The 23,272-nt window shown below is 46.0% G+C and carries 19 protein-coding genes and 1 pseudogene; 15 read left to right on the forward strand and 5 right to left on the reverse strand.

The features are described from left to right. Window positions 1-47 precede the first annotated feature (47 nt). Window positions 48-911 carry an AraC family transcriptional regulator gene (locus tag WIG73_RS02805; protein WP_337399197.1) on the reverse strand — a complete coding sequence of 288 codons (864 nt, stop codon included), beginning with the start codon at window positions 909-911 and terminating at the stop codon, window positions 48-50. A 119-nt stretch (window positions 912-1,030) separates the two neighbouring features. Between WIG73_RS02805 and WIG73_RS02810 the strand changes: the two genes are divergently transcribed. The 5 genes from WIG73_RS02810 to WIG73_RS02830 are packed head-to-tail and all read left to right on the forward strand — an operon-like array spanning window position 1,031 to window position 6,776. Then, the gene (locus tag WIG73_RS02810; RefSeq protein ID WP_337399198.1) at window positions 1,031-2,404 is read left to right on the forward strand and encodes a mandelate racemase/muconate lactonizing enzyme family protein; all 1,374 of its coding nucleotides are present in this window, start codon (window positions 1,031-1,033) and stop codon (window positions 2,402-2,404) included. 5 nt (window positions 2,405-2,409) lie between these two features. Then, window positions 2,410-3,735 (forward strand): alpha-amylase family glycosyl hydrolase, encoded by a 1,326-nt coding sequence (locus WIG73_RS02815; RefSeq protein ID WP_337399199.1) that lies wholly within the window; start codon window positions 2,410-2,412, stop codon window positions 3,733-3,735. 41 nt (window positions 3,736-3,776) lie between these two features. Further along, window positions 3,777-5,117 carry an endo-1,4-beta-xylanase gene (locus WIG73_RS02820; RefSeq protein ID WP_337399200.1) on the forward strand — a complete coding sequence of 447 codons (1,341 nt, stop codon included), beginning with the start codon at window positions 3,777-3,779 and terminating at the stop codon, window positions 5,115-5,117. Window positions 5,118-5,122: 5 nt separating this feature from the next. Then, window positions 5,123-5,851, forward strand: coding sequence for an SDR family oxidoreductase (locus WIG73_RS02825; RefSeq protein WP_337399201.1), 729 nt, complete (start codon window positions 5,123-5,125; stop codon window positions 5,849-5,851). A 22-nt stretch (window positions 5,852-5,873) separates the two neighbouring features. Further along, window positions 5,874-6,776, forward strand: coding sequence for an RraA family protein (locus tag WIG73_RS02830; protein WP_337399202.1), 903 nt, complete (start codon window positions 5,874-5,876; stop codon window positions 6,774-6,776). A 69-nt stretch (window positions 6,777-6,845) separates the two neighbouring features. Here the strand turns inward: WIG73_RS02830 and WIG73_RS02835 are convergent, their stop codons facing one another. Next, window positions 6,846-7,103, reverse strand: coding sequence for a YlmC/YmxH family sporulation protein (locus WIG73_RS02835; protein ID WP_337399203.1), 258 nt, complete (start codon window positions 7,101-7,103; stop codon window positions 6,846-6,848). 183 nt (window positions 7,104-7,286) lie between these two features. Between WIG73_RS02835 and WIG73_RS02840 the strand changes: the two genes are divergently transcribed. From WIG73_RS02840 to radA, 10 genes are all read left to right on the forward strand, one after another. Then, on the forward strand, window positions 7,287-7,499 hold the full coding sequence (locus tag WIG73_RS02840; RefSeq protein ID WP_249313398.1) for a DUF378 domain-containing protein: 213 nt from the start codon (window positions 7,287-7,289) through the stop codon (window positions 7,497-7,499). A 218-nt stretch (window positions 7,500-7,717) separates the two neighbouring features. Then, on the forward strand, window positions 7,718-8,071 hold the full coding sequence (locus WIG73_RS02845; protein WP_337399204.1) for an Asp23/Gls24 family envelope stress response protein: 354 nt from the start codon (window positions 7,718-7,720) through the stop codon (window positions 8,069-8,071). A gap of 25 nt (window positions 8,072-8,096) precedes the next feature. Next, on the forward strand, window positions 8,097-9,713 hold the full coding sequence (locus WIG73_RS02850) for a DAK2 domain-containing protein (protein WP_337399205.1): 1,617 nt from the start codon (window positions 8,097-8,099) through the stop codon (window positions 9,711-9,713). Window positions 9,714-9,724: 11 nt separating this feature from the next. Next, window positions 9,725-11,773, forward strand: coding sequence for an ATP-dependent DNA helicase RecG (recG, locus tag WIG73_RS02855; RefSeq protein ID WP_337399206.1), 2,049 nt, complete (start codon window positions 9,725-9,727; stop codon window positions 11,771-11,773). A 94-nt stretch (window positions 11,774-11,867) separates the two neighbouring features. Next, a complete protein-coding gene (gene rsmD / locus WIG73_RS02860) occupies window positions 11,868-12,407 on the forward strand; it encodes a 16S rRNA (guanine(966)-N(2))-methyltransferase RsmD (RefSeq protein ID WP_249313394.1) in 540 nt (179 codons plus the stop codon). Between the two features lie 5 nt (window positions 12,408-12,412). Next, window positions 12,413-12,898: a pantetheine-phosphate adenylyltransferase gene (gene coaD, locus WIG73_RS02865; RefSeq protein ID WP_249313393.1), complete on the forward strand. Its 486-nt coding sequence runs from the start codon at window positions 12,413-12,415 to the stop codon at window positions 12,896-12,898. A gap of 3 nt (window positions 12,899-12,901) precedes the next feature. Then, window positions 12,902-13,339 carry an ATPase gene (locus tag WIG73_RS02870; RefSeq protein ID WP_337399207.1) on the forward strand — a complete coding sequence of 146 codons (438 nt, stop codon included), beginning with the start codon at window positions 12,902-12,904 and terminating at the stop codon, window positions 13,337-13,339. Between the two features lie 146 nt (window positions 13,340-13,485). Continuing rightward, a complete protein-coding gene (locus WIG73_RS02875) occupies window positions 13,486-13,956 on the forward strand; it encodes a TspO/MBR family protein (protein WP_337399208.1) in 471 nt (156 codons plus the stop codon). A gap of 19 nt (window positions 13,957-13,975) precedes the next feature. After that, the gene (locus WIG73_RS02880) at window positions 13,976-15,676 is read left to right on the forward strand and encodes a VanW family protein (protein ID WP_337399209.1); all 1,701 of its coding nucleotides are present in this window, start codon (window positions 13,976-13,978) and stop codon (window positions 15,674-15,676) included. Window positions 15,677-15,707: 31 nt separating this feature from the next. After that, window positions 15,708-17,054, forward strand: coding sequence for a DNA repair protein RadA (radA, locus tag WIG73_RS02885; protein ID WP_337399211.1), 1,347 nt, complete (start codon window positions 15,708-15,710; stop codon window positions 17,052-17,054). Window positions 17,055-17,092: 38 nt separating this feature from the next. Here the strand turns inward: radA and WIG73_RS02890 are convergent, their stop codons facing one another. The 3 genes and pseudogenes from WIG73_RS02890 to WIG73_RS02900 form a co-directional block, all read right to left on the reverse strand. Beyond that, window positions 17,093-20,233, reverse strand: coding sequence for a glycosyl hydrolase (locus WIG73_RS02890; RefSeq protein WP_337399213.1), 3,141 nt, complete (start codon window positions 20,231-20,233; stop codon window positions 17,093-17,095). A 110-nt stretch (window positions 20,234-20,343) separates the two neighbouring features. Continuing rightward, window positions 20,344-22,476, reverse strand: coding sequence for a discoidin domain-containing protein (locus tag WIG73_RS02895; RefSeq protein WP_337399214.1), 2,133 nt, complete (start codon window positions 22,474-22,476; stop codon window positions 20,344-20,346). Between the two features lie 21 nt (window positions 22,477-22,497). Further along, window positions 22,498-23,272: pseudogene (locus WIG73_RS02900) on the reverse strand (hypothetical protein); the annotation flags it as partial.

Consider the following 23,272-nt stretch of genomic DNA (forward strand, 5'->3'; position numbering starts at 1 on the left):
GAATAACACATCCCTCTCCTTTTGTCAACCCCCTTTTTTATCTTTTTTTAAATTTCTCCCGGAGAATGTCCTGTTACCTTATGAAATGCCTTATAAAAATTCGAGGAACTGTTAAAACCACATCTTTGTGCAATTTCGAGTTTAGACAAGCTTGTTGTCTTAATGAGTGCCACCGCCTTTTCCACCCGTTTAATGGTGATATAGTCCCACGGGGAAATACCGTTAAACCTTTTAAACATGGTAGAAAAATAAGTTTTATTCATTGCCGCATGCTTTGCAATCTCTTCTAATGTGATTTCCTGTTCCAAGTTTTCGTCCATAAAATTTGCCGCGTGCTCAAGCTGGTTTAATACGTCTGCCGAAACGGGTTCTCTGTTTCCGGTTGCATCGATATAGCCATAATCGCGGGAAAGGGAAAGCAGCATATCAAACAGCAAGGTCTTTGCCTTAATTTCATAACCAAACTTTCGTTCTGCAAGTTCTTTTTCCAGAGAAAATATTTTATCTCTAATTTGTTTTGTGGCTGAATTATCCCTTTGAATTCGATTTTCAAACAGATTACTTCTATGAAAGAAAATCTGTAACAGCTTTACGCCAAAGGTACCGTTACCGCCCCACAAAATTCGCGGCTCAAACTGAATATTCAGCAAATCAAACGGAAACTCCGGCGAGATATCTGTAATGCAATGCACCTCATGACTGCCAAACAGAAACACGTCGCCTTCGTGAAATGCATATTCCTTTCCGCTGACCGTGTAGCGCCCCGCACCGGAACATATGGTGGACAGCTCACATGCCGTGTGGTGATGCTCCCAAAAGGCACGTTTTCCTGTTTTCACCTTTGAAGAATGAAATACTTTTAGTAAGCTCGTTCCGGCCCCATCGCCCAACGACATTTCATTGAAACGCACGGTTAAAACCTCCAAAACCAAATATAGTGGACACTTTTCCAAATATAGTAGTTGCACATGCGCCTGTTTTCATTTATTATAATATGTAAGATGAAAAATGTCAATGAGGGGGAACTTTCATGGAGAGAAAAGACATAAACGAAATGATGCAGGAACATGTCAACACCTATTCCTCGCCATCGGATTTAAAAATAACGGATATGCGTGTGGCAAATATCGACGGTGCGCCCAAGCACTGTCCTCTGATTAAAATTTATACCAATCAGGGCATTGTTGGCTTTGGCGAGGTACGGGACGCATCCAGCGCCACCTATGCGCTAATGCTGAAATCGCGGCTTTTGGGCGAAAATCCGTTAAATGTTGACAAGCTGTTCAGAAGAATAAAACAGTTTGGCGGCCATTCCCGCCAGGGCGGCGGCGTTTCCGGCATTGAAATTGCGCTTTGGGACATTGCAGGCAAGGCCTGGGGTGTCCCTCTCTGGCAGCTGTTGGGCGGAAAGTTCCGGGACAAGGTACGCATGTATTGCGACACCGACGTGGACGGAAAGCATACGGGAACGGACATGGGGCATGCTTTAAAAAAACGCATGGAAAAAGGCTTTACCTTTTTAAAAATGGATTTAGGCATTGAACTAATGCTTGACGAGCCGGGATGTTTAAATGCACCGCTGGGATTTTTAGAAGATATAAAAAAATACTCCATGAAGGCCATTAACCATCAAAAAGGTTCTGTAGACAGGGACATGATGCTTGGCAAAAATTATGAAACGTTTACCATCCCTCACCACGCCACAGGAATTCACCTGACGCAAAAGGGCATGGACTTTTTAGAAAACTATGTAAAAGAAGTGCGGGACGTTATCGGCTATGAAGTTCCCCTTGCCATCGACCATTTTGGCCACATTAACTTAGAGGACTGCATTTTGTTTGCCCGCCGGTTGGAAAAATATAATATCGCCTGGATTGAAGATATTGCCCCCTGGCACTACACCAGCCACTATGTAAAAATTGCAAATAGCTGCTCCGTGCCCATCTGCACCGGCGAAGACATCTATCTTGCGAAAAACTTCGAGCCGTTACTGTCTTCCAGCGGCGTTTCGGTTGTGCACCCCGACGTTTTAACTGTGGGCGGGGCAATGGAAATGAAAAAGTTAGGAAATTTGTGCGATAAATATGGCACAGCAATGGCAGTTCACATGGCGGAAAGCCCTGTGGCATGTATGGCGGCAATCCATTGTGCAGCGGCAGTTCAAAATGTGCTGGCTGTGGAATTCCATTCTTCAGACGTGACCTGGTGGAACGATTTGGCCGTTGGAATTGACAATCCCCTAATTCAGAACGGGTTTGTAAACGTCCCCAACAAGCCAGGGCTGGGAATTGACAGCTTAAACGAGGAACTGATTGCACAGCACCTGCACGAAAAATATCCGGGCCAGTGGGAGCCCACGGAGGAATGGAACAATGAGTGGTCGAACGACCGGGAATGGAGTTGACAAAAATGAACAATAAAACAAATGCAATTATCTATCAGCTTGCGCTGCGCACGTTTACACCGGAAGGAACGCTTCGTGCCGCCGCAACACTTTTGCCGCATATTGCTTCTTTGGGTGTGGATATCTTATACGTTTGTCCTTTTTTTGCAGAGGAAGAAGATGCTGATAGGATTACATGGAGTGAACGTCAGAAAAAATCAGAAACAAACAATCCAAAAAACCCATATAAGATTGCCGATTATTTCAATGTGGATCCGGAATTTGGCACCAATGAAGATTTAAAAATTTTTGTAAGAAAAGCGCATGAAAACAGTCTTCTTGTAATGTTTGATCTAGTCTATTTACATTGCGGCAGAAGTGCGGTATTTATTAAGGAACATCCCGACTTTGTGATTAGAAATGAGGACGGAACAGTATGGATTGCAGACAGATGGCCGTTTGCAAGGCTGAATTATCAAAATGCGGAGCTCAGAAAATATCTGCTTCAGAATATGCAGACGCTTTTGGATGAATTTGAGTGCGACGGATTTCGCTGTGATGTCGGTGACAGCGTCCCGCTGGATTTCTGGCGTGATTCCTTTGCAAAGCTAAAGGAACGCCATGCCGATCTTGTGACGCTGAACGAAGGCATAAATCCGGAATACATACAAGAAGTATTTGATATGGGCTACAAGTATGATTGGAACCGCCTTATGATTGATATTTTTGCGAATGATACGCCTGCATACGAGTTGAAAAATACATATGAAAAAGAAAAAATGCAATACGGTGAAAATATTGTGAAGCTAATCAGAACGATTGACACCCACGATGTTGCATCTGACGCCGGCCTTAACAGGAACGAGATTATCATGACTTCCAAAGGTGCGGAAGCTGCGCTGGTCATCACCAACACCTACGACGGAGTTTCCTTTCTGTGGAACGGATATGAGCTCTGTGACGATGCTGAAAACAACATGTTTTCAAACCGTTTTTATGGGAAGCGCAGTGCAATGAACTGGTCAAAAGCATTTACGGAGGACGGAATCAGAAGAGCAGGTTTTATAAAGGAAATTCACAGGCTCCACCATGCTTGCGATGCAATTGTAAACGGCAGGATTCATTGGGTCGGCAACAGCAGCCCGAAGGAAGTCGTTTCCTATGTAAAAGCATCCGATAAACAGCAGCTGCTGATTGTCGTAAACACCAAGAATGCCTGTGTAAACGCAACAGTAAACGCAGATATTTCTAACGCAAAAACAATAATGCAGTCCGGTTTGGCAGACGATTCTCTGTTAAACAAAACATTGAGCTTCAAACCATATGGTTATCTGATTGCGGAACTTGGATAACATTTTATTTTAAAATTGATGGAAGCAGGGAGGAAATATGAATGAATACTCGCAAAGAAACCATTTTGAAAAATTTTCGGAAAAACGAGACGTTTTTAAACACCACCGTAAAAAATAATATTGAAATTCACCGAAAGGGCACGGCAAAGCTTATCGTCACCGACGAAAACGGCAAGCCGATTCCCGGGGCATTAATATCGTTTTGTCAGAAAAGTCACGAATTTAAGTTTGGTGCAAACCTGTTTATGCTGAACGAGCTGGAAACAGACGAAAAGAACAAACAATATAAGGAATATTTTAAAGAAATTTTTAACCTTGCCACCCTGCCCTTTTATTGGAGCGACTTGGAGCCGGAACGCGGAAAACCGCGGTATGGCAAAGAAAGCGCAAAAATTTACCGCCGCCCCGCCCCAGATTTGTGCATTGAATATTGCCAGGAAAACAACATTGAACCAAAGCTGCACTGTTTAACGTATGACAACTTTATTCCGACCTGGCTGTTATCGTCTTCCACTGCAGAAATAAAAAAGGAATATACCAGGCGGTTTCGCGAAATCGCTAAGCGTTACAGCGAAACCATCCCCACCATGGAGGTTACAAACGAGCTTTTGTGCGGTTCAGATAAGCCCCGTTCCGATTTTTTCTTTGCAGACGACAATGCAGAGTGGAGCTGGCGAACAGCGGATAAATTCTTTCCGTTCACAAAGCTGATTATCAACGAGGCGGTTTTGTGGGAGCTGCCCTATCCTACCACCAACCGAAACGCATATTATATGCAAATTGAGCAGCTGCTTGCGAAAAATGTCCGCATCGATTCGGTGGGCATGCAGTTTCACTCCTTCTGGCCCCGTGAGCGGGAGAAAGAGCTAATTTCTACCCGCTATAACCCCGAATTTGTTTACAGCGTTTTAAATAAATTCGCACAGTTGGGCCGCCCGCTCCAAATCACGGAGATGACAATTCCCGCTTTCACAGACACAGAAGAAGATGAAGCAATTCAGGCAGAGCTGCTAAACTACATTTACACCATCTTTTTCAGCCACCCGGCAATGGAAGCAATTATTTATTGGAATTTGCCGGACGGCTATGCCGCCTTTGCACCACAGGGCGACATGAAAGCCGGTGAAAATTACTACCGCGGGGGACTTTTGCGGTTCGATTTTACCAAAAAGCCGGCGTTTCATGTATTGGACGAATTGATTAACAAAAGGTGGCATGCCGAAGGCAAAACCGGCACAGATGACGGCGGGAACGCCGCTTTCCACGGCTTCTACGGCAAATATGATGTAACAGTTGTAACAAACGGAAAAGAAACAAAAACGGAAATAGACCTTCGCAAAGGGTCGCAAAACAGCTTTACACTTCAAATCGGGAAGGAGTAAGAACCATGTTTGATTTAACAGGGAAAACCGCCCTGGTTACCGGCTCAACACAGGGAATTGGTTTTGCAGTCGCCGCATGTTTAGCAGGGCAGGGCGCATCTGTGTTTGTGCACGGCGGAACCTCAGCAGGCAAAGCGGAGGATGCGGCAAAAAAAATTCCCGGCGCGAAAGCGGTTTGCGTAGATCTTTCAGAGAAAGATGCAGCGGCCAAATTATTGGATGCCACTGACAGCGTTGACATTTTAGTCTGCAACGCCAGCGTGCAGTTCCGAAAAAAGTGGAACGAAATTACGCAGGAGGAAATTGAAGCCCAGCTTCAGGTAAACTTTGCTGCAACCCTCGGCTTAATTCAGCAATTTGCTCCGCACATGAAAGAAAACCGCTGGGGGCGCATCATTACTGTTGGCAGCGTCCAACAATATAAACCCCACAAAGACATGGCAGTTTATGCTGCTAGCAAAGCAGCGCAAATGAGTCTGGTAACAAACCTTGCAAAACAGCTTGCCCCCTTTGGCATCACAGTGAACAACCTGTCCCCCGGCGTAATTTTAACGCCGCGCAACGAAGACGCTTTAAACGACGCCGAATATAAAAAGCAGGTGCTTTCCGGAATTCCCTGCGGCTATGCCGGAACTGCAGAGGACTGCGCCGCCCCAGTTTTGCTGCTGGCGTCAAACGAGGGGCGCTACATCACAGGCTGCGATCTGGTGGCAGACGGCGGAATGCGGCTGTAAGGACGGAAAGGACTTGATATAGATGCACTTTAATGTAAAAGAAGAAATTGTTGCTTTAACCCCCCAGTGGAAAGGAGAACGTTTTCCCGACGGAAGGCCGAAGGTGGCGGATAAATATCTAACTGCCCTGCAAAGTCTAACGTTAGAGGAGGTTTGGAAACCAATTTTCGTCAAGGGCTATGAAAGCCAATTTGAGGGCAGGCTCAAAACCCTCCACGACGATGGACGAAAACTCATTGGCCGCGCCGTTACCGCCACCTTTGCGCCTACGCGGCCGGATTTGCACGAAACCATGTTCGCCGTCGGCATGGCGGAGGGACGAAAGGGAAATTATAACCAGTGGGTGATTGACTCCCTGACAGAGGGCGACGTAGTGGTAGCCGACATGTACGACAAAATTTACAAGGGTACGTTTTTAGGCGGCAATTTAACCACAGCAATTAAAACCAAAACAAAAACCGGCGGCGGTGTCATTTGGGGCGGCGTACGTGACGTGGAACAAATGAAAAAGGTGGAGGGTATGCAGGTGTACTTCCGCGGCATTGACCCCACGCCGATCCGCGATTTTGTCATGACCGGATTTAACACAGCCACCCGGATTGGAAACGCCATTGTTCTGCCCGGCGACATTGTATTCGGCGCAGGCGGCGGCGTGCTGTTTATTCCCTCCCATTTGGTGGCGGAAGTGGTAGACGGCGCCGCGAAAACCCAGGTAAAAGATATTTTCGGTTTTGAAATGATTACTCAAAACAAATTTACCACAGCACAGATTGACAGAAACACCTGGACGGAGGAAATGCTGGATTTGCTCATGGCGTTCATTCAAACCGACAGCCGCGGTGAGCCTTACCGCGGTTTAGACTGGTCTGCAGAATTCGATCTGGCAAGAAACGGCAACCCCAACGACACACAGACGGCGCTGTAAATTGCTTTAACCAAAAATTTTTAAAATAAAAGCGCGGAAAGAAAAAATTTTTCCGTGCTTTTTTCCTGTTCATTTTTTTCCCCTGTCAAACATACGCGGCGGCATATCCACTAAAATAACGTCGTCGCCAATCATTTTTATTTTGTCCCATGTAATTACTAAATCGTCGCTTTTTCCAAAATTAAACAGTTTTATTTTTCCTGGTACAATAATCGCTTCGATTTCACCTTTATTTAAACTCACCTCAACATCTGAAACATATCCCATTCTTGATGCGTCGTTTACGTTTATCACTTCTTTTTGCCGCAGTTCGCCTGCACGGTACATAAAAAATCACTCCTTTGCTTTTACAATAAGTTTATGTATGAAACGTTTTATAAAGAATGGTATAAATATATTTATTTTGCAAAAAATACGGATACATAAAGATGAATGGGATTTCATTTGCGCAGTCCCGCAGGCGCAAACAGCCATTCATTTAAAAATGCGGGAGGAAAGGTGATTTTATTTATGAATACACTGGATAATATCAGTCTGATTTTAGTCATCATTGGCGCATTGAACTGGGGCTGCATCGGTCTTTTCGGTCTCGATGTGGTGGGCTTTTTGTTCGGCGGTCAAATGGCCGTTGCAAGCCGCATTATCTATTCCCTGGTAGGCCTGGCCGGTCTTTGGTCCATCACGCTTTTGTTCAAAGATAAGGTCCCGGCAAGTTCACACTGACAAACAAGTCAAAAGAGAACTGCGGCGCGAAAAAGTATGTTACCTTTTCGCGCCGTAACCGTTTTGTCACGAAATTGTAAATAATTGAAAAATAGCTCTTCCATTTTTGGAAAATATATGCTATAATGTAAGAGTATAATTATATAATAGTACAAATGAAGCTTCACATTTTTATTTTATGCAGTTTCATAAAATAAATCAATCCGGAGGTAATTGATATGGCGATAAAAACCGAAAACGATAACGGCGCAATAGTAGTTTCTGAAAATGTCATTGCACGAATTGCCGGCGTTGCAACCTCAACCTGCTACGGTGTGGTTGGCATGGCCTATAAAAGCACGTCGGACAGCATTGCCGCACTTTTAAAATGGGATTCGATCACAAAAGGCATAAAAGTGAACACGGAAGACGAAAAAATCAGTATCGACCTTCATGTAATCGTTGAATACGGTGTGAATATAAAGGTCATCTGCGAAAGCATTATTGGAAATGTGAAATACGCTGTTGAAACCGCAACGGGATTTAAAGTAGGCAGAGTAACCGTTAACGTTGAAGGCGTTAGAATTGATTAATTAAAAAATTCGGAGGTGTACCCCATTGTTATTTACAGCTGATTCCGAAACTTTGTGCCGTGCCTTTTTGTCCGGTGCGAACAAGCTTTGTAATAATAAACTAATTTTAAACGATTTGAATGTGTTTCCCGTGCCCGACGGCGACACGGGTTCGAACATGTCTATGACCGTAACCGCCGCTTGCAAGGATTTGCTTAAGAACAACTACAACACAGTTGGAAAAGTGATGAACGGCATTGCTTCCGCGTCCCTTCGGGGCGCCCGCGGCAACTCCGGCGTTATTTTGTCCCAGCTGTTCCGCGGCATGGCAAGACGGCTCACAGACCTCAGCACTGCCGACGCAAGAGACATTGCGGAGTGCTTGAAAGAGGGTGTGTCTGCGGCCTATAAAGCCGTAATGAAGCCCATGGAAGGCACCGTGCTTTCTGTTTCGAGAGACGCGGCAGACGCAGCCTTAAAAGCGCTGGAAACCAGCGGCGACATTGTAGTGGTTTTAAGCGCGGCAGTTTCTGCCTCACAGGAAAGCTTGGCCCGCACGCCGGAGCTTTTGCCCCAGCTAAAGCAGGCCGGTGTGGTTGATTCCGGCGGTCAGGGCTTAGTCTACCTCTTAGAAGGTGCTCTATCTTACCTTGAAACAGGCGAGGTGGTTGAACTTTCCGGCTCAGAGGTCAGCGTTAACACCACGTTAGATAAAAAGGTAATTGACGCAAATATAAAATTTATTTACTGTACAGAATTTTTAATCAATAAATCGGCGCAGTCCGCCCCGGTGGGACTGTTCCGTGACAGAATTTCGAAAAAAGGCGACTGCATGGTGGTCATTGACGATGACGACATCGTGAAAGTCCACATTCACACAAACAATCCGGGATATGTGATGCAGGAGGCCGTGAAAATCGGCGAACTGGTAAACATCAAAATTGATAATATGAAATATCAGCACAACGAACGGATTAACGCAGAAACCCAGCCCCAGGAGCCGGAAAAAGAAATCGGGTTTGCCGCTGTTGCGGCGGGCAGCGGTTTAGAAAATATTTTTTCCGACATGGGTGTCGACAAGGTGATTGAAGGCGGCCAAACCATGAACCCCAGCACCGACGATATTTTGTCTGCGGTGAACAGCGTAAATGCCAAAACCGTGGTGGTGCTGCCCAACAACAAAAACATCATCATGGCGGCAAAACAGGTGATAGATTTAACGGAGAAAAATGTTGTGGTTTTGGAAACCCGTTCTGTTCCAGAGGGCATTGCGGCTAAGCTGGCCTTTGACCCCGCAGTTGATTTAGAAAATAATATAACGGCGATGAACAGCGCCATATCAAATATAAAAACCGGAATGGTAACTTATTCTGTGCGTAATTTTACGTTTCAGGACACAGAATATCCGGAAAACAAAATCATTGGCCTTGCCGGCGGCGAGATTAAAGCCGTGGGCGACGATTCATTCTCTGTTTTGCAGGAGTTGCTCGGCCAGGTCGTAAACGACGACAGCGACATCATCAGTATCTATTACGGCGGAAACGTAACGGCAGACAAAAAAGAGCAGATTGAAGATGTTTTGGAAGAAAAATATGAAGACTGCGACGTTTTGGTTTATGAAGGCGGCCAGCCTTTGTATGACTTCATCTTCTCTGTTGAATAGGTGTGGTTTTCTTGGATAAGAAAAATATTTTAAATGAATCTATCTCCGTGTTAGACGGAATTGGCCAAAAGCGTGCGGAATTATTCCGCACGCTTGGTGTTTTTACGGTGTCCGATTTGCTTACGTTTTATCCCAGAGGCTATGAGGACAGAACGAAACTAAAAAAACTGGCAGAGCTTACCGACGGGGAAACCGTCTGCGTAAGGGGCCGGGCCGTGTCCCCCTTGCGCGAAAATATGATCCGGAAAAACCTGTACGTCTGTTCGCTTAAAATCTCAGACGGTACAGGTTTTCTTGAACTTGTGTGGTTTAACAACCGGTTTATCAAACGCATGATTAATTTAGAAACGGAATATGTTTTTTACGGCAAAGTATCGATAGGGCAGAAAAAGCAAATGCAAACGCCCCTGTTTGAAGTTCCGGGAACAAACAATGTTACCGGAAAAATCTTTCCCATATACAGTCTTTGCGCGGGGCTTTCTTTAAAAATTGTCACAGATGCGGTGCGCGCTGCCCAGGACTTAGCCCTTCAATTGCTGCCAGAAATTCTGCCGGAGCACCTTCGGCAGGAGCATAATTTGTGCTCTGTTTGGTATGCTGTTCAAAATATTCATTTTCCAAAAGACATGGCTGCCTTAGAGCTTGCCCGCAGACGGCTGGTGTTTGAGGAGCTGTTTTTATTTCAAACCGCGCTATTCTCTCTTAGGGAGGACAGAACATTAGAAAAAGCGGTTTCCTTAAAGAATTCCGGATTTACAAAACAGCTTGTCAGCACACTTCCCTACCCCTTAACTGCCGCGCAAAACCGCGTGGTAGGTGAAATCTGTTCCGATTTGGAACGCGCAGTTCCCATGAGCAGGCTGGTGCAGGGCGATGTGGGCTGCGGAAAAACGCTGGTTGCGGCAATTGCAATGTTTGTCTGCGCAAAAAACGGCTATTCCGCCGCCATGATGGCGCCCACAGAGATTTTGGCGAGTCAGCACTATGAATCGTTATCAGCGCTTTTCGCCCCCTTCGGATTGGAAACGCGGCTCATCACCGGCTCTATGACTGCAAAACAGCGGCGCACTGTAACAGAAGAAATTGAAAACGGAAAGGTAAAAATCATTGTAGGCACCCATGCGTTAATCAGCGAGCAGACAAATTTGGGAAACCTTGCGCTCATTATCACGGACGAGCAGCACCGGTTCGGGGTTTCCCAAAGAAAACAGCTGGAAAACAAAGGCAGGCACCCCCACGTCCTGATTATGACGGCCACGCCCATTCCGCGGACGCTCGCCCTCATGATGTACGGCGATTTGGACATTTCCATAATCGACGAGCTTCCCCCAGGCAGAAAAAAGGTTGACACCTTTGTGGTGGGCGAGCATATGCGCCGGCGCGTTTATGCCTTTTTAAAAAAAGAAACCGATGCCGGAAGGCAGGCCTACATCGTCTGCCCTGCGGTGGAACCCTCTGAAATTCCGGGCATGAAAGACGTTTTAACTTACAGTGGTGAACTAATACAACTTTTTGGAAGCAGAGTTTCCTACATTCACGGCAAGATGAAGCCCGGGGAAAAAGACGAAATCATGACCCGGTTCAAAAACGGGGATATTAAAATTTTGGTTGCCACCAGCGTAATTGAGGTAGGCGTAAACGTTCCCAACGCGTCTGTCATGGTAATTGAAAATGCGGCGCGGTTCGGCCTTTCCCAGCTTCACCAGCTCAGAGGGCGCGTAGGCCGCGGCAGCGACAAGGCCTATTGCATTTTGTTCCCCGGCGAAAATATTCCAACCGACACACCGAGAATGAAAATTATGAAACAGAGCGCCGACGGGTTTCAAATTGCCGAGCAGGACTTAAAGCTTCGGGGACCGGGCGAGTTTTTTGGCGCCCGCCAGCACGGGCTGATGACCTTTAAATTAGCAAACATTTATTGCGACATTGACATTTTAAACGAAACTACCAAAGCGGCAAAAGAATTGGTTCTGTCAGACAAAGGATTTAAAAAAACGGAAAATAAACCGATTTTCGACGCTATATTAAAGTTATTTGACACAAACATTACATTTAGTTAACAATTTGGCAAATTTCATTGACATTCATCTGAATTATAATAAAATATAATATGATAATGTGTCTAAAATTAAGATAAATTGCGGAGGAAACATTTTGCGGGTAATTGCAGGCAGCGCACGGGGAAAAAAGCTTTACGCCTTAGAGGGACGGGATATTCGCCCCACGTTAGACCGTGTAAAAGAGTCGGTTTTTAACATGATTGCGCTTAACTTGCCCGGTGCCTCCGTTTTAGACCTGTTTTGCGGCAGCGGCGCATTGGGAATTGAAGCTTTAAGCCGCGGAGCACATCACGCCGATTTTGTGGACAGCCGGAAAGAATCGCTTGCCGTAACGGATAAAAATCTTAAAATGACGCGTTTGGACAAAAATGCATCTTTAATTTTATCCGACAGTATTGCCTTTTTAAAAACCACAGGTCAAAAATTTGACGTCATTTTTATTGACCCTCCCTATGAATCGGATCTTTACGAAAAATCGCTTCAGATCATTGCTGAAAGAAATATTTTAAAGCCAGAGGGGCAAATTATAGTTGAGTGCGACAAATTAAATACCCCTGCGTTTGATTTCTGCGGTTTTTCAATTTACCGCGACAAAACCTATGGCAGGGTAAAAATTTTGATAATGAAAGAGTGACATCCTTGAAAATTGCAGTTTATCCCGGAAGCTTCGACCCCGTTACCTGCGGACATTTAGATATTATAAAGCGCAGCTGCAAGGTGTTTGACAAAGTAATTGTGGCGGTTTTAAACAACTCCGCAAAGCACCCGCTGTTTTCCGTATCTGAGCGGATGGAGCTGATCGGCCGCTGCACAAAAGATTTGCCTAACTGTGAGGTTGACAGTTTCGGCGGGCTCTTGGTGGACTTTGCCAAAAAGAAAAACGCAGACACCGTTATCCGCGGTCTGCGCGCCATCTCCGATTTTGAATATGAGTTTCAGATGGCGCTGTTAAATAAAAAGCTAAATCCGGAAATTGAAACCATGTTTATGGTTACAAGCCTGAACTGTTTATACATCAGCTCCAGCGTAGTGAAAGAAATTTGCCTGTACGGCGGCAATACCCAGGGATTAATACCTGATGAAATAATAGAAGATGTAAAATATAAGATGGAGAAGGAGTGCTAAATGATGGACATTGAACAACTTATTGACGCTTTGGAAGACAAAATTGACAGCTGTACCACCATACCAATATGGGGCCGGGGAATCATTGACAAGGACGAGCTTTTAGACATGATACAGGATATCCGCATGAAATATCCTGATGAAATGAAGCAGGCGAAGTGGGTGAAAGAAGAACGCCAGAGAATTATTAACGATGCACAAAAAGAGGCGGCCGGCATTATTAAAGCCGCTGAAGATAAAATTGCCGCAATGGTGAATGAACACGATATTACGCAGCAGGCTTACGAAAAAGCAAATCAAATTGTAGACAGTGCGCAGAAAAACTCCCACGAAATTCGCGTGGGCGCGAACCAATATGCCGACGATGTGCTGCGCGCATTAGAAGAAGAACTGATTAAAACAGCGGAAACCATTCGCGCTAACAGAAATGGTTCCAGATAATACATAACCGCGGTGATAAAACAAAGGTACGGAAAAACTCACTTTTCCGTGCCTTTGTTTTAAAATGCAAACGCGCCTGAATGTATATTCCTTTTTTGAAATCCATATACTGTACCATAATTTTAAGAACAATAGGTGGTCTTTATATGAAAACGACAATTCAGGCAATTAAATCAATCCTTCTTCCGGTCTTGACCGGACTGCTGGCAGGGCTTTTAATTTCAAACAATACAGATATGTATAACGTTTTGATAAAACCTCCTTTTGCCCTGCCCGGCAGTTTGTTTCCCGTTGTTTGGACGGTGCTCTACATTTTAATGGGCGTTGCGTTCTTCTTGTTTCAAACATCGGGCGCGAATGAGAAAGATTTAAACGACGGCAAGCTGTTTTTTTACACACAGCTGTTTTTTAACTTTTTGTGGCCAATTGTGTTTTTTAACTTTAAGCTGCCGTTTACCGCGTTTATTTTGCTCGTAATTCTGTTTGTGTTCACTGCCATCACGGTGGTTAAATTCTACCAGTCGAGCAAGCTTTCCGGCATTTTTCTGCTGCCATATCTTTTATATATTCTCTATGCCGGATATTTAAACTTTGCAATCTGGTTTTTAAATTTGTAATTTTTTACGGGGTGATTGAATGTCAGCTTCAAAAAAGCGGCAAGAAACAAATAAAAGCAAAAAAAAGACGGTTTTACTTATTTTCCTCATCGTAGCCTTAGTCGCTGCGATTGCCTCTGTGTCAGCCTATTCTGCAAAAATTCTAGCATATGACAAGGTTTATGAAGGCGTTTATATTGGTGAAACGCCAGTGGGCGGCATGTCGGAAGACGAGCTAAGAAACAAAATTCCCGAGCTTGCAGACCTTTCTTCCGTTTACGACATTACCATAAACATTGACGGGGCCAGTGAAAAATTAAGCACCTTATCCCTTTCGCCGGCTTTAGACGTAGAACAAATGGTCAACTTGGCCATGGAATATGGCCGGAAGGAGCGGGGCCTAGGCAGGCTCAGCGAAATTTCCAACATGAAAAAAAATCCGGTTACAGTGCCATATTCCCTTTCCTTTGATGAATATGCCCTGCAGCGTGTTTTAGACAAAATTTCCGCCAGTCTTGACATTACGGCGGTGGACAATAAAATTGAAATTGGAGCGGACTCCTTAACGATAACCCGGGGTGCACCGGGCCGCGGCATCGTATATGAAGAAGTAAAGAAAGGCATTACCAACTGCCTGATTAACCACATGGACGAAATTTCATTACAGCTTAAAGAAATTGAACCGGAAGAAATAACGGTCGATTTTATTAAGCGTCACACATCGAGCGAACCGACAGACGCAACCTATACCATCTCTGACCACAAGCTTTTGTTTACTCAGAGCAGTCCCGGTGTAACGTTTGACGATAAGGAAGTAAAACGTGCGCTTAAGGCAGAAGAGGGCAAGGCCGTGGTTGTGGTTCCGGTTACGGTGCTGGAACCTAAGGTTACTACCGAATCATTGAAAGCTTCGCTTCTGACCGACGAGCTGGGAACCTATTCATCGGATTTTTCCTCCTCCAGCGCAGACCGCGCCCACAACATTCAGCTTGCCTGTGACAAAATAAACGGATATATTTTAGCCCCAGGCGAAGAATTTTCCTATAACGATGTGGTTGGCCCAAGAACGGTAGAACGTGGATTCCGCATGGCAAACGTTTATGTGGGAAACACCGTGCAGCCGGGAATTGGCGGCGGAATTTGCCAGGTTTCGTCCACCATGTTTAACGCTGTGGTCTACGCCGATTTAGACATCACATCAAGAAGAAACCATACCCTCCCTGTGACCTATGTTCCCATGGGCAGGGACGCAACGGTTTCCTATGGTTCTGTTGATTTTAAGTTTAAAAATAACTATTCAAAACCGATTGAAATTCGTGCAGAATGTATCGGACGCAAAAATGTAATTACCATTTACGGCACCAATGAGCGTCCTAACCGCAAAATTGAAATAGAAACTGAAAAAACAGGCACCACTTCCCCAAAAGTTGTCCGCAAGGAAGACTCTTCCATGCCGGAGGGGAAAGTGAAGGTAGAGAGCGCCGGCACCAACGGAAGCTCTTACATTGCCTACAAGGTTGTTTATGAAAACGGCGTGAAAATCTCCAGCGACGTGCTGTGCAAGAGCACCTATTCCGGCAAGGACCGGGTTGAAATAGTTGGAACGAAAAAAGCTTCGCCCTCGCCTTCTGCCTCCTCGACCACAACGGCAAAGCCTTCCGGCGACCCGAAACAAACGGCGCCGGCGCCTTCCGCGCCGCCCGATGAAGAGCCCAACAGCGAAACGGCACAGCGGCCATAGGATAAAATAAAATGCTTCGGAGTTGTTATAGATGAAATCAAAAGTGGTTTATGTATGTTCAGAATGTGGTTATGAATCCGCAAAATGGATTGGAAAATGCCCCGGCTGCGGCGGTTGGAACACCTTTGCAGAAGATGTTGTGGTAACATCGAAATCGTCTAAGAAAGTAGCGCAGTCTTTCTCTGTCCCGGTAAAGCTTTCAACGGTAGACACAACGAAAGACCCCAGAATTGTCTGCGGCATCGGGGAACTCGACCGCGTTTTGGGCGGCGGAATTGTGCGCGGGTCGCTGGTTTTAGTGGGCGGCGAACCAGGGATCGGAAAATCTACCATTTTGCTTCAATTAATTAAATCGTTAGAACAAAACACCAGCTTTTTTTACGTTTCCGGAGAGGAATCGGAAAAGCAACTGAAAATGCGGGCTGACAGGCTGGGAATCCGGCAGGACTTTTATGTGCTGACCGAAACCGACATCAACGCGGCGATAAAGCACGCCGAAACCATTGCGCCCGACATTTTAATTATCGACTCGATTCAGACCATGTATAATCCCGACATCGCATCGGCCCCCGGAACGGTGAGCCAGGTGCGGGATGTTACGCTTTCTTTAATGAAGCTGGCAAAAGAACGGTCTATCTCCGTTTTTGTAGTGGGCCACGTGACAAAAGACGGGGCGTTGGCTGGCCCAAAGGTTTTAGAGCACATGGTTGACTGTGTGCTATACTTTGAGGGCGAACGCCACCAAAGCCACCGGATTTTGCGCGCCGTGAAAAACCGGTTTGGTTCCACCAACGAAATTGGCGTGTTTGAAATGACCGGCGAAGGCCTGCGGGAGGTAAAAAACCCGTCTTCCATGATGTTGGAAGGCCGACCGGAACAAACATCAGGTTCTACCGTCATCTGCACCTTAGAGGGCACAAGGCCGCTATTAGCCGAGGTGCAGTCGCTGGTTGCGCCAACCACCTTCCCCGCCCCGCGCCGCATGACCACTGGGGCAGATTACAACCGCGTAAACCTTTTAATTGCGGTGTTGGAAAAGCGCGTGGGGCTGAACCTTTCCAATCAGGACATTTATGTTAACATTGTCGGCGGCATGCGCATCGACGAGCCTGCTGCCGACTTAGGCATTATCTGTGCCGTGGCCTCTGCCTTTAAAAACAAAGACATTGATCCAGACATTGCCCTAATCGGCGAGGTGGGTTTAACTGGCGAGCTTCGTGCAGTGAACCAGATTGACAAGCGGCTGAACGAAATGAAAAAGCTCGGTTTTTCAAAGTGCATTATCCCAGAATCGAACAAACGGGGACTTGCTCCGCCAAAAGACCTCACCATTTATTATGCAAAAAACGTTGGCTCTGCTTTGCAGCTATTGTTTTAAAAAAAAGAAAACCGCCGGGAAAAATTCCCGGCGGTTCTTTATTTGCTGATTACCTTAATTACAGGACTTTTTAAAATGCCAAAGGGCCGTGTGCGATATTCATAACACCACGCATTGCCGCGGGCGGACCAGGCTGCAGGGCCAATCCAGGTTTCCGTTTCGTCGGCTAAGTGCAGCGGCGCAAAGGTGTTATACCGGTTGCCAAACAGCTCAAATTCCACCGTGTGTTTCCCTTTTGCAACATTTTTAAATTCCACAAGAAATGGCGGCAGCGCAGAAATTCCAGCTTCTTTCCCATCCAGATAAACCTTTACCAGCGCCCCGCGGAACGAGGTGGCAGAAATCTCTAAATCACAATCCTCAACGCAGATTTCTGTTTTATAAATGATGTTACCGCTGTAGAAGGGCAAATCCTGTTTATCTGTTGACATAAATGCCAACCGTTCCCGCGGGGGGATTAAGGTCGACTCCGTACCCGCAAGACGCACAAAAAAGTCCCCTAAAAGGTAACATGCCTCCACCGTTCCCCGCTTGGAATAAGGCACGGTAAGCTCTAACACGTTTTCACCCTTTTTCACGTCCGGTAGCGGCACAGTTTTAATAAACTGATCCACATACCAGCCGTCAATGTTCGATTGAACCGCCTCTCCGTTGAACAAAATTTTTGTCGATTCTGCCTGCTCTAAGGCCAGCTTGCAGCCTGAAAGTCCAAATTCTGAATGGAACCGGTATTTTAGATGCACAAAGTGCTCTGCCGGTTCGTCTGCAATCACCCAGGGCTGGGGGAAATCCACCTGCCAGCCTAAGGACGCCCGAAACATATCGCTGATTTTTAAAACCTCTTCTTTTTCGTTCCACTCACCGTCGTCAAAGGCATATTCTGCAATGTCCAGCAGCAGAACATTGGGTTCTGCAAGCTTATAATCCACCGCTTCTTTAAAATCAATCCTGCGGCTTACAGTTTTTTTAGGTTCTTCCCTTTGTGCTTTTTCTTTTGTCTTTTTCAGCAGCTTGAAAAGATAACTGTTTCCCCAATAATATTTCGTCTTAATTACAGTTTTGCCGTCTTTTATCTCAAAGTTCGGCTCTTTCGTTTCACCTGTCATGGTGTCGTAGAGAACCGGTGTGAACTCCCCGTTTATTACGATTTGAATATCGTCTTCCGTGAACACGGCAGATGAAGAACCTGCCACAGAAAGATACGATGCGTTTTGCCAGTTATCATAAATGTCTAACGAATGTGGTTTTACGCTTCCTGTTTCCATAAATATCTGAGAATTTGCAATAAACAGCCATTTTCCGTCCGTATCCTTACGCATCTGATATATAAACCGGTCGGATTTTTGCCCGTTCCCCATGTAAATTTCGAGCTGTCGGTCAGAAATAGCGTTTGTCAGTGCATATTGGTCCATGGGTACCTTTGTCGCCATTTCATACAGCGGCTTTGCCAAATGGGAGGACTTCGCGTCCACAAAATCCGGGCACTTACCTGTAAAAATCAGCTTTCCGCCGTTTTGGCAAAACTCTGTAAGCCTGTCTATGGTGTTTTTCCGCAGGGTTACACAGTTTGGCACAACAATGGTAGAATAGGACATTTTTCCAACCACAAGCGGATTGCCGCCTTTGGTGCAAAGGTCTTCTAAATTGCCCTCGTCAATATAGTCAAAATCAATCAGCCTGTGAAGCAAAAATTTTGAAACAAAGGCAAGCTGGCTGTCTAAGCTGTCAATCATGCCGCCGCAGGTGTCATTCGGCCCAAACTGCATCCACATACTCTCAATGGGATGAATTACCCCCACAGAAACATCTGGCTCACCGCGGGTGAGTGCAGTGTTTACCCGAGAAAAATGATCTTCAATCAGCTTATATTCTTTATACCAGGGCGACTGGTAGAAAATTGACGCAGGATAGTCCCGCTTTGCCGTGCCCTCCATGGTAAGCCAGGAAAGATGCGGAACGCGGACGGTAACGCCCAAAGCCGCCTCCCAGTCTCCCTGAAACTTGTGACCGCGAAAATCAAAGTCCCAGTTCGTCACGCCATAAAGCTCCGACATTACGCCCTCTTTTCCGTATTGATGCACAACCGACTGCGCCTGCTTTGCTGTAATTTCCCTGTCGCCGTTCACCAGCGTGTCAATACCCGGCAGCTGCATATGCGGATAAAGCCGCATCACGTCGCCGCAGCACCACAACTGAAGCTGCATTGTATCCTCGGTGTTTGAGTGGCCTGTCAGCATAAGGCCGTTTTTTTCGCACCAGCGGCCGATTTGTCCGTAAAAACAGTCAGCAAGGCGGTTAGTAAGACATCGGTAATAAACATATTTAACATAAGACGGCGCATTGTCCTCCAGCGCAAAAAACAGTTCCGGCAAAACCGGCTTGAGGTCTACACCTGTTTCGTTTTTCAGGTCGACATCAAAATCTGTTGTCCAAGGAATTTGCGCCGTCGCGTCCCCGTTCGAAAACGGCTTGGGGATCACACGGCCATATTCCGGCTCGTCGGTAAAGATTGCAGGAACGGTTTTTCCAAACTCGCTTCCAACGGCATTTTTATAGGCCTCATGGGTTACTTCAATAAACTTTGCCACCGCCTCGTAGCTTAACGTGTCCAAATAGGTTTGGTTGTTAAACCACGGTGTCGGGTCTAAGGTTTTCACAAACGCATAATATTTATTTGTGCATTCCTCTTCCCGTCCTACTTCACGGCAGGATTTTAAAAAGCCCCTGTCATCTAAAACCACATCATATGCTGCGTAGAAATAAGGAAGCCCCTCCTCAATCGCCTGTTCCTTTGGTACGTCTTCTAAATTCTCTTTTGTAAACAGCATAATTTTACCGCGGTATTTGGGCGTTTTGGTCACCAAACCGCCTGCAAATCCCGAGGGCCATTTGTCCTCATCGTAGAGCCAGGCCAGCATGTCTTCCTCTTTTGCCTTGCCCACACAGTATTTCACGCAGTTCATAAAATCCTCGCCCAAATATTCCATTGACATTCCGGCGCGCGAGTGCATATGAAAGCCGCCAAAGCCCATTTCCTTAAGAATTTCAATTTGTTCTTTTAAAATATTGTCGTCAAACTTGTTGTTCCAAGCCCAGAAAGGCGTGCCGCGATATTCCGCCGTGGGATTTTGAAACAGCTCGTTGCTTAAACTTTGCTCCCTGTTTTTTTTGTAAAGCATAAATTTACCGCTCCTTTCAATGAAAATCTCGACATCATTATACTGCTAAACCGCAACAAAAACAACAGGTATTTTTTCTATTTTAGGGGGTAAATTTGCCATCACATCATTTATTCAAAAACCCGAACCTCAGTTAAAAATGGGAAAGTATATGCTACATTTTCATTGTCCTGTTCGATAATCCGCACATAGCGAATGGGCGTTATGTTCTCCTCAGGAATCGTGATGTTCCATGTGCCTCCCGGTTCAATAACGCTTTGCCCGTAAGAACCCGTTGAAGCGATTTCCACCGGCGCGGTAAATGCCGCGTCTGCCGCCCCCTGCACCTTAAAGTTAGAACGGTATGCAACATTTCCTTCATCTCCGCCATCCCGTAACTGACGCGCTACAATTTCAATTCTGGAAACATTATATGCTTCACCAAGGTCTAACATCCACCAATCCGGTTTTGTATCTGCCGGAAACATTGGCGTCCAGCCCCATAAATCCACCGTTCCGTCAACCGCTCGTTCCGGAATATAATGTGTCGATTCTTCAAAATAAGAGGACGCGGTAACTGTTTTATTGAGCGCAAGATTGCGCATTCCCGGCAGGCTTGAATTCATGTAAACTTCAACCCACTGCAGCTCAATGGTTTTACCGTTTAAAGCCTCAACGGCAACTGCATTGTAGCCGCTTTTTAAAACCCCCTTCGGCACTTTATAACGAATTAAGTCAAACAGCTCATAGGACAGATTTTTCGGACGAGGCTCATTGATTGTAACAACATCTCCCACATATGGGCACTCTACGCCGTTTATTTTAACGCTTGCGTCTCCAGCGCTTGTTACGGCGCCCGCGCCTGTTCCGTTGTAATTTTGATTCACGCCGATAATTACATAATTATCGGTGTCATACGTTTCGTTGACGCTGCCTACATGAACGTTCAGCTCTTGTGACTGCGGCGTTGCAGGTGTTAAAACGATTGGCAAAACAGATGTTACGGCTTCGTTGTGCGCCACCCGGTCGCGGAACGTAATTGCATGCCTGCGCACAAGTCCCGCCATATTTTCAATTGAATTTACCTGCTGCAGCATAGGCGTCCAATCTCGGAACTGATTGTACATGTGCCCCTGCCCGGTGCCGATATATTCGTTCATATGATTGTACAGATAAATGCAGTCTGCTCCGCGGCTTAAGAAAGAGTGCGCCATGCCGCGAGTGGTTTCGATGCCGGTATACTGTCCGGGACCCTGGCCATAGTTCGAGCGGTAAATCGATTCGATTCCTGCGCTGATAATAATATTTTTATTACCAGCCTGTGTTTTTAAAAGTTCTGTCCATTTTTCAATTTCCATGTCCGTATCAGAGGTTGCCCAGCGTGCGGTTACGCACACAAGATCTACCAGGCCAAGACGGCTCCATTCTTCCACATCAAGACCGTAGTCTACTGCAACATGAACTGCCGCCGGAACACGTACGCCCAAATAAATTTCGTGTCCGCGCACCATTTCGTACTGATCTAAAACCTTTCGAATGTCCTTCACCAGCTGCGTGTATACTTCTGTTAAAGCCGCCCGGTCAGCAGCATCAAAAAGCGTGTAGGATTCGCGCATAAAGTCGAGTTCCAGTCCGTCCATGTCATAGCGCTCTATATTTTCACGAATGGTAGCAAAGTACCAATTTCTGACCTCGGGATTTAAGTAGTTCAGACACCGTTGATCGTCATAGAAAGGACTGTTCGCGCCGACAAGCATGGATTGGTGCTGCTTTGTAAAGGTGGCATGAAGCGGATTATCCATATCGCTCATGTCATGAACGTCGTTCATGCGAATGCTAACCCAAGGAGAAATTCCGCGTTCGCGCAATAGCTTTATGCGTTCTTCGGTAAACTCAATACCATTTAGCATTCCTGTGTAATGCTTTTGGCGAAGACCGTTTAAATCGGTTGTCCAGTAGTCACTGTCGTGAGCTACGCCCTCCCAATATGCCTCTGTGGTATAGCCGCTGTAATTTGCACGGCCGGACTGTGTGTTCAGCATAATGGTTCCCACATTGGTGTCGACAAACTGATCCGCCCAGGAAGCAAGCCCCGAAGAGGTGAAATTACCATTTCTGTATCCATATTCCATAGGGTCTTCGTTAAATATAATGCTTTTTTCAGGATTTGTACGAAATAAATTTTCAGTCGACGCGTGACAGATAGCCGGAGCAACAAAAAGCGTCAGACTGGCCAAAAGTGCTGTAGTAATGATTCTTTTCATGTTTAACACACCCTCCCTGTTCTATTGTTCTCTCAGCATCTGCACGGCAGTTGTAAACGGTGCATGGCTTAATTTGTCCCAAACAAATACCTTAATCATTACATGTTCCGTGTTATCCGGCAAAACAATTGGAACAGATATAGGTCCCGACTGGCTTTCTGCCGGTATGGCAATGTCGGCTGATACAGCGTCAGTCAAAATTGTTCCCTGCTCCGTTTCCGAATACACCGCTGCCAAAACCTTTGCATCAATGCCTGCCCCACTGTTGTAATAATCAATTTGCAATTGATAATTGCCACCGGTCGGCGGTATTTGTTCATAAGTGTTTTGACCGTCTGAAAGGGTTGCCGACACGCAGCCAAGCGTCTGGGATTTTAGGTTTACCCGTGTGGGCAGATTGTATTTCTGCGCCCCTCCATCAGGGTTAATTTGTCCGAAATCATTATTTCCCCATGCCCAAAGGCTGCCGTCTGCCGCGGAGGCCGCAGAAAAATCATATCCGGCACAAATTGCGGTTAAGGGAGGAATGTTTAAAACCTTTGTAGGGGATACGCCATATGCCGCACCTCCTGTGCCTAACTGCCCGCTTGTATTGTTGCCCCAAACATAAAGGTCGCCGTCGCCGCTTAACGCGAGCGTGTGGGAATCTCCGGCAGAAATTTCATTAATATTCAGGTTATCAAAATAAGTTAACCTCACAGGCACACTCACAATGGAACCCAAATCGCCTGATCCCAATTGCGCCTGACCGTCATTGCCCCATCCCCAAACGCTGGTTTTACTTTCAGTTTCGGAA

The organism is Congzhengia sp. (genome assembly GCF_037235575.1).
Taxonomy (GTDB): domain Bacteria; phylum Bacillota; class Clostridia; order UBA1381; family UBA9506; genus Congzhengia; species Congzhengia minquanensis.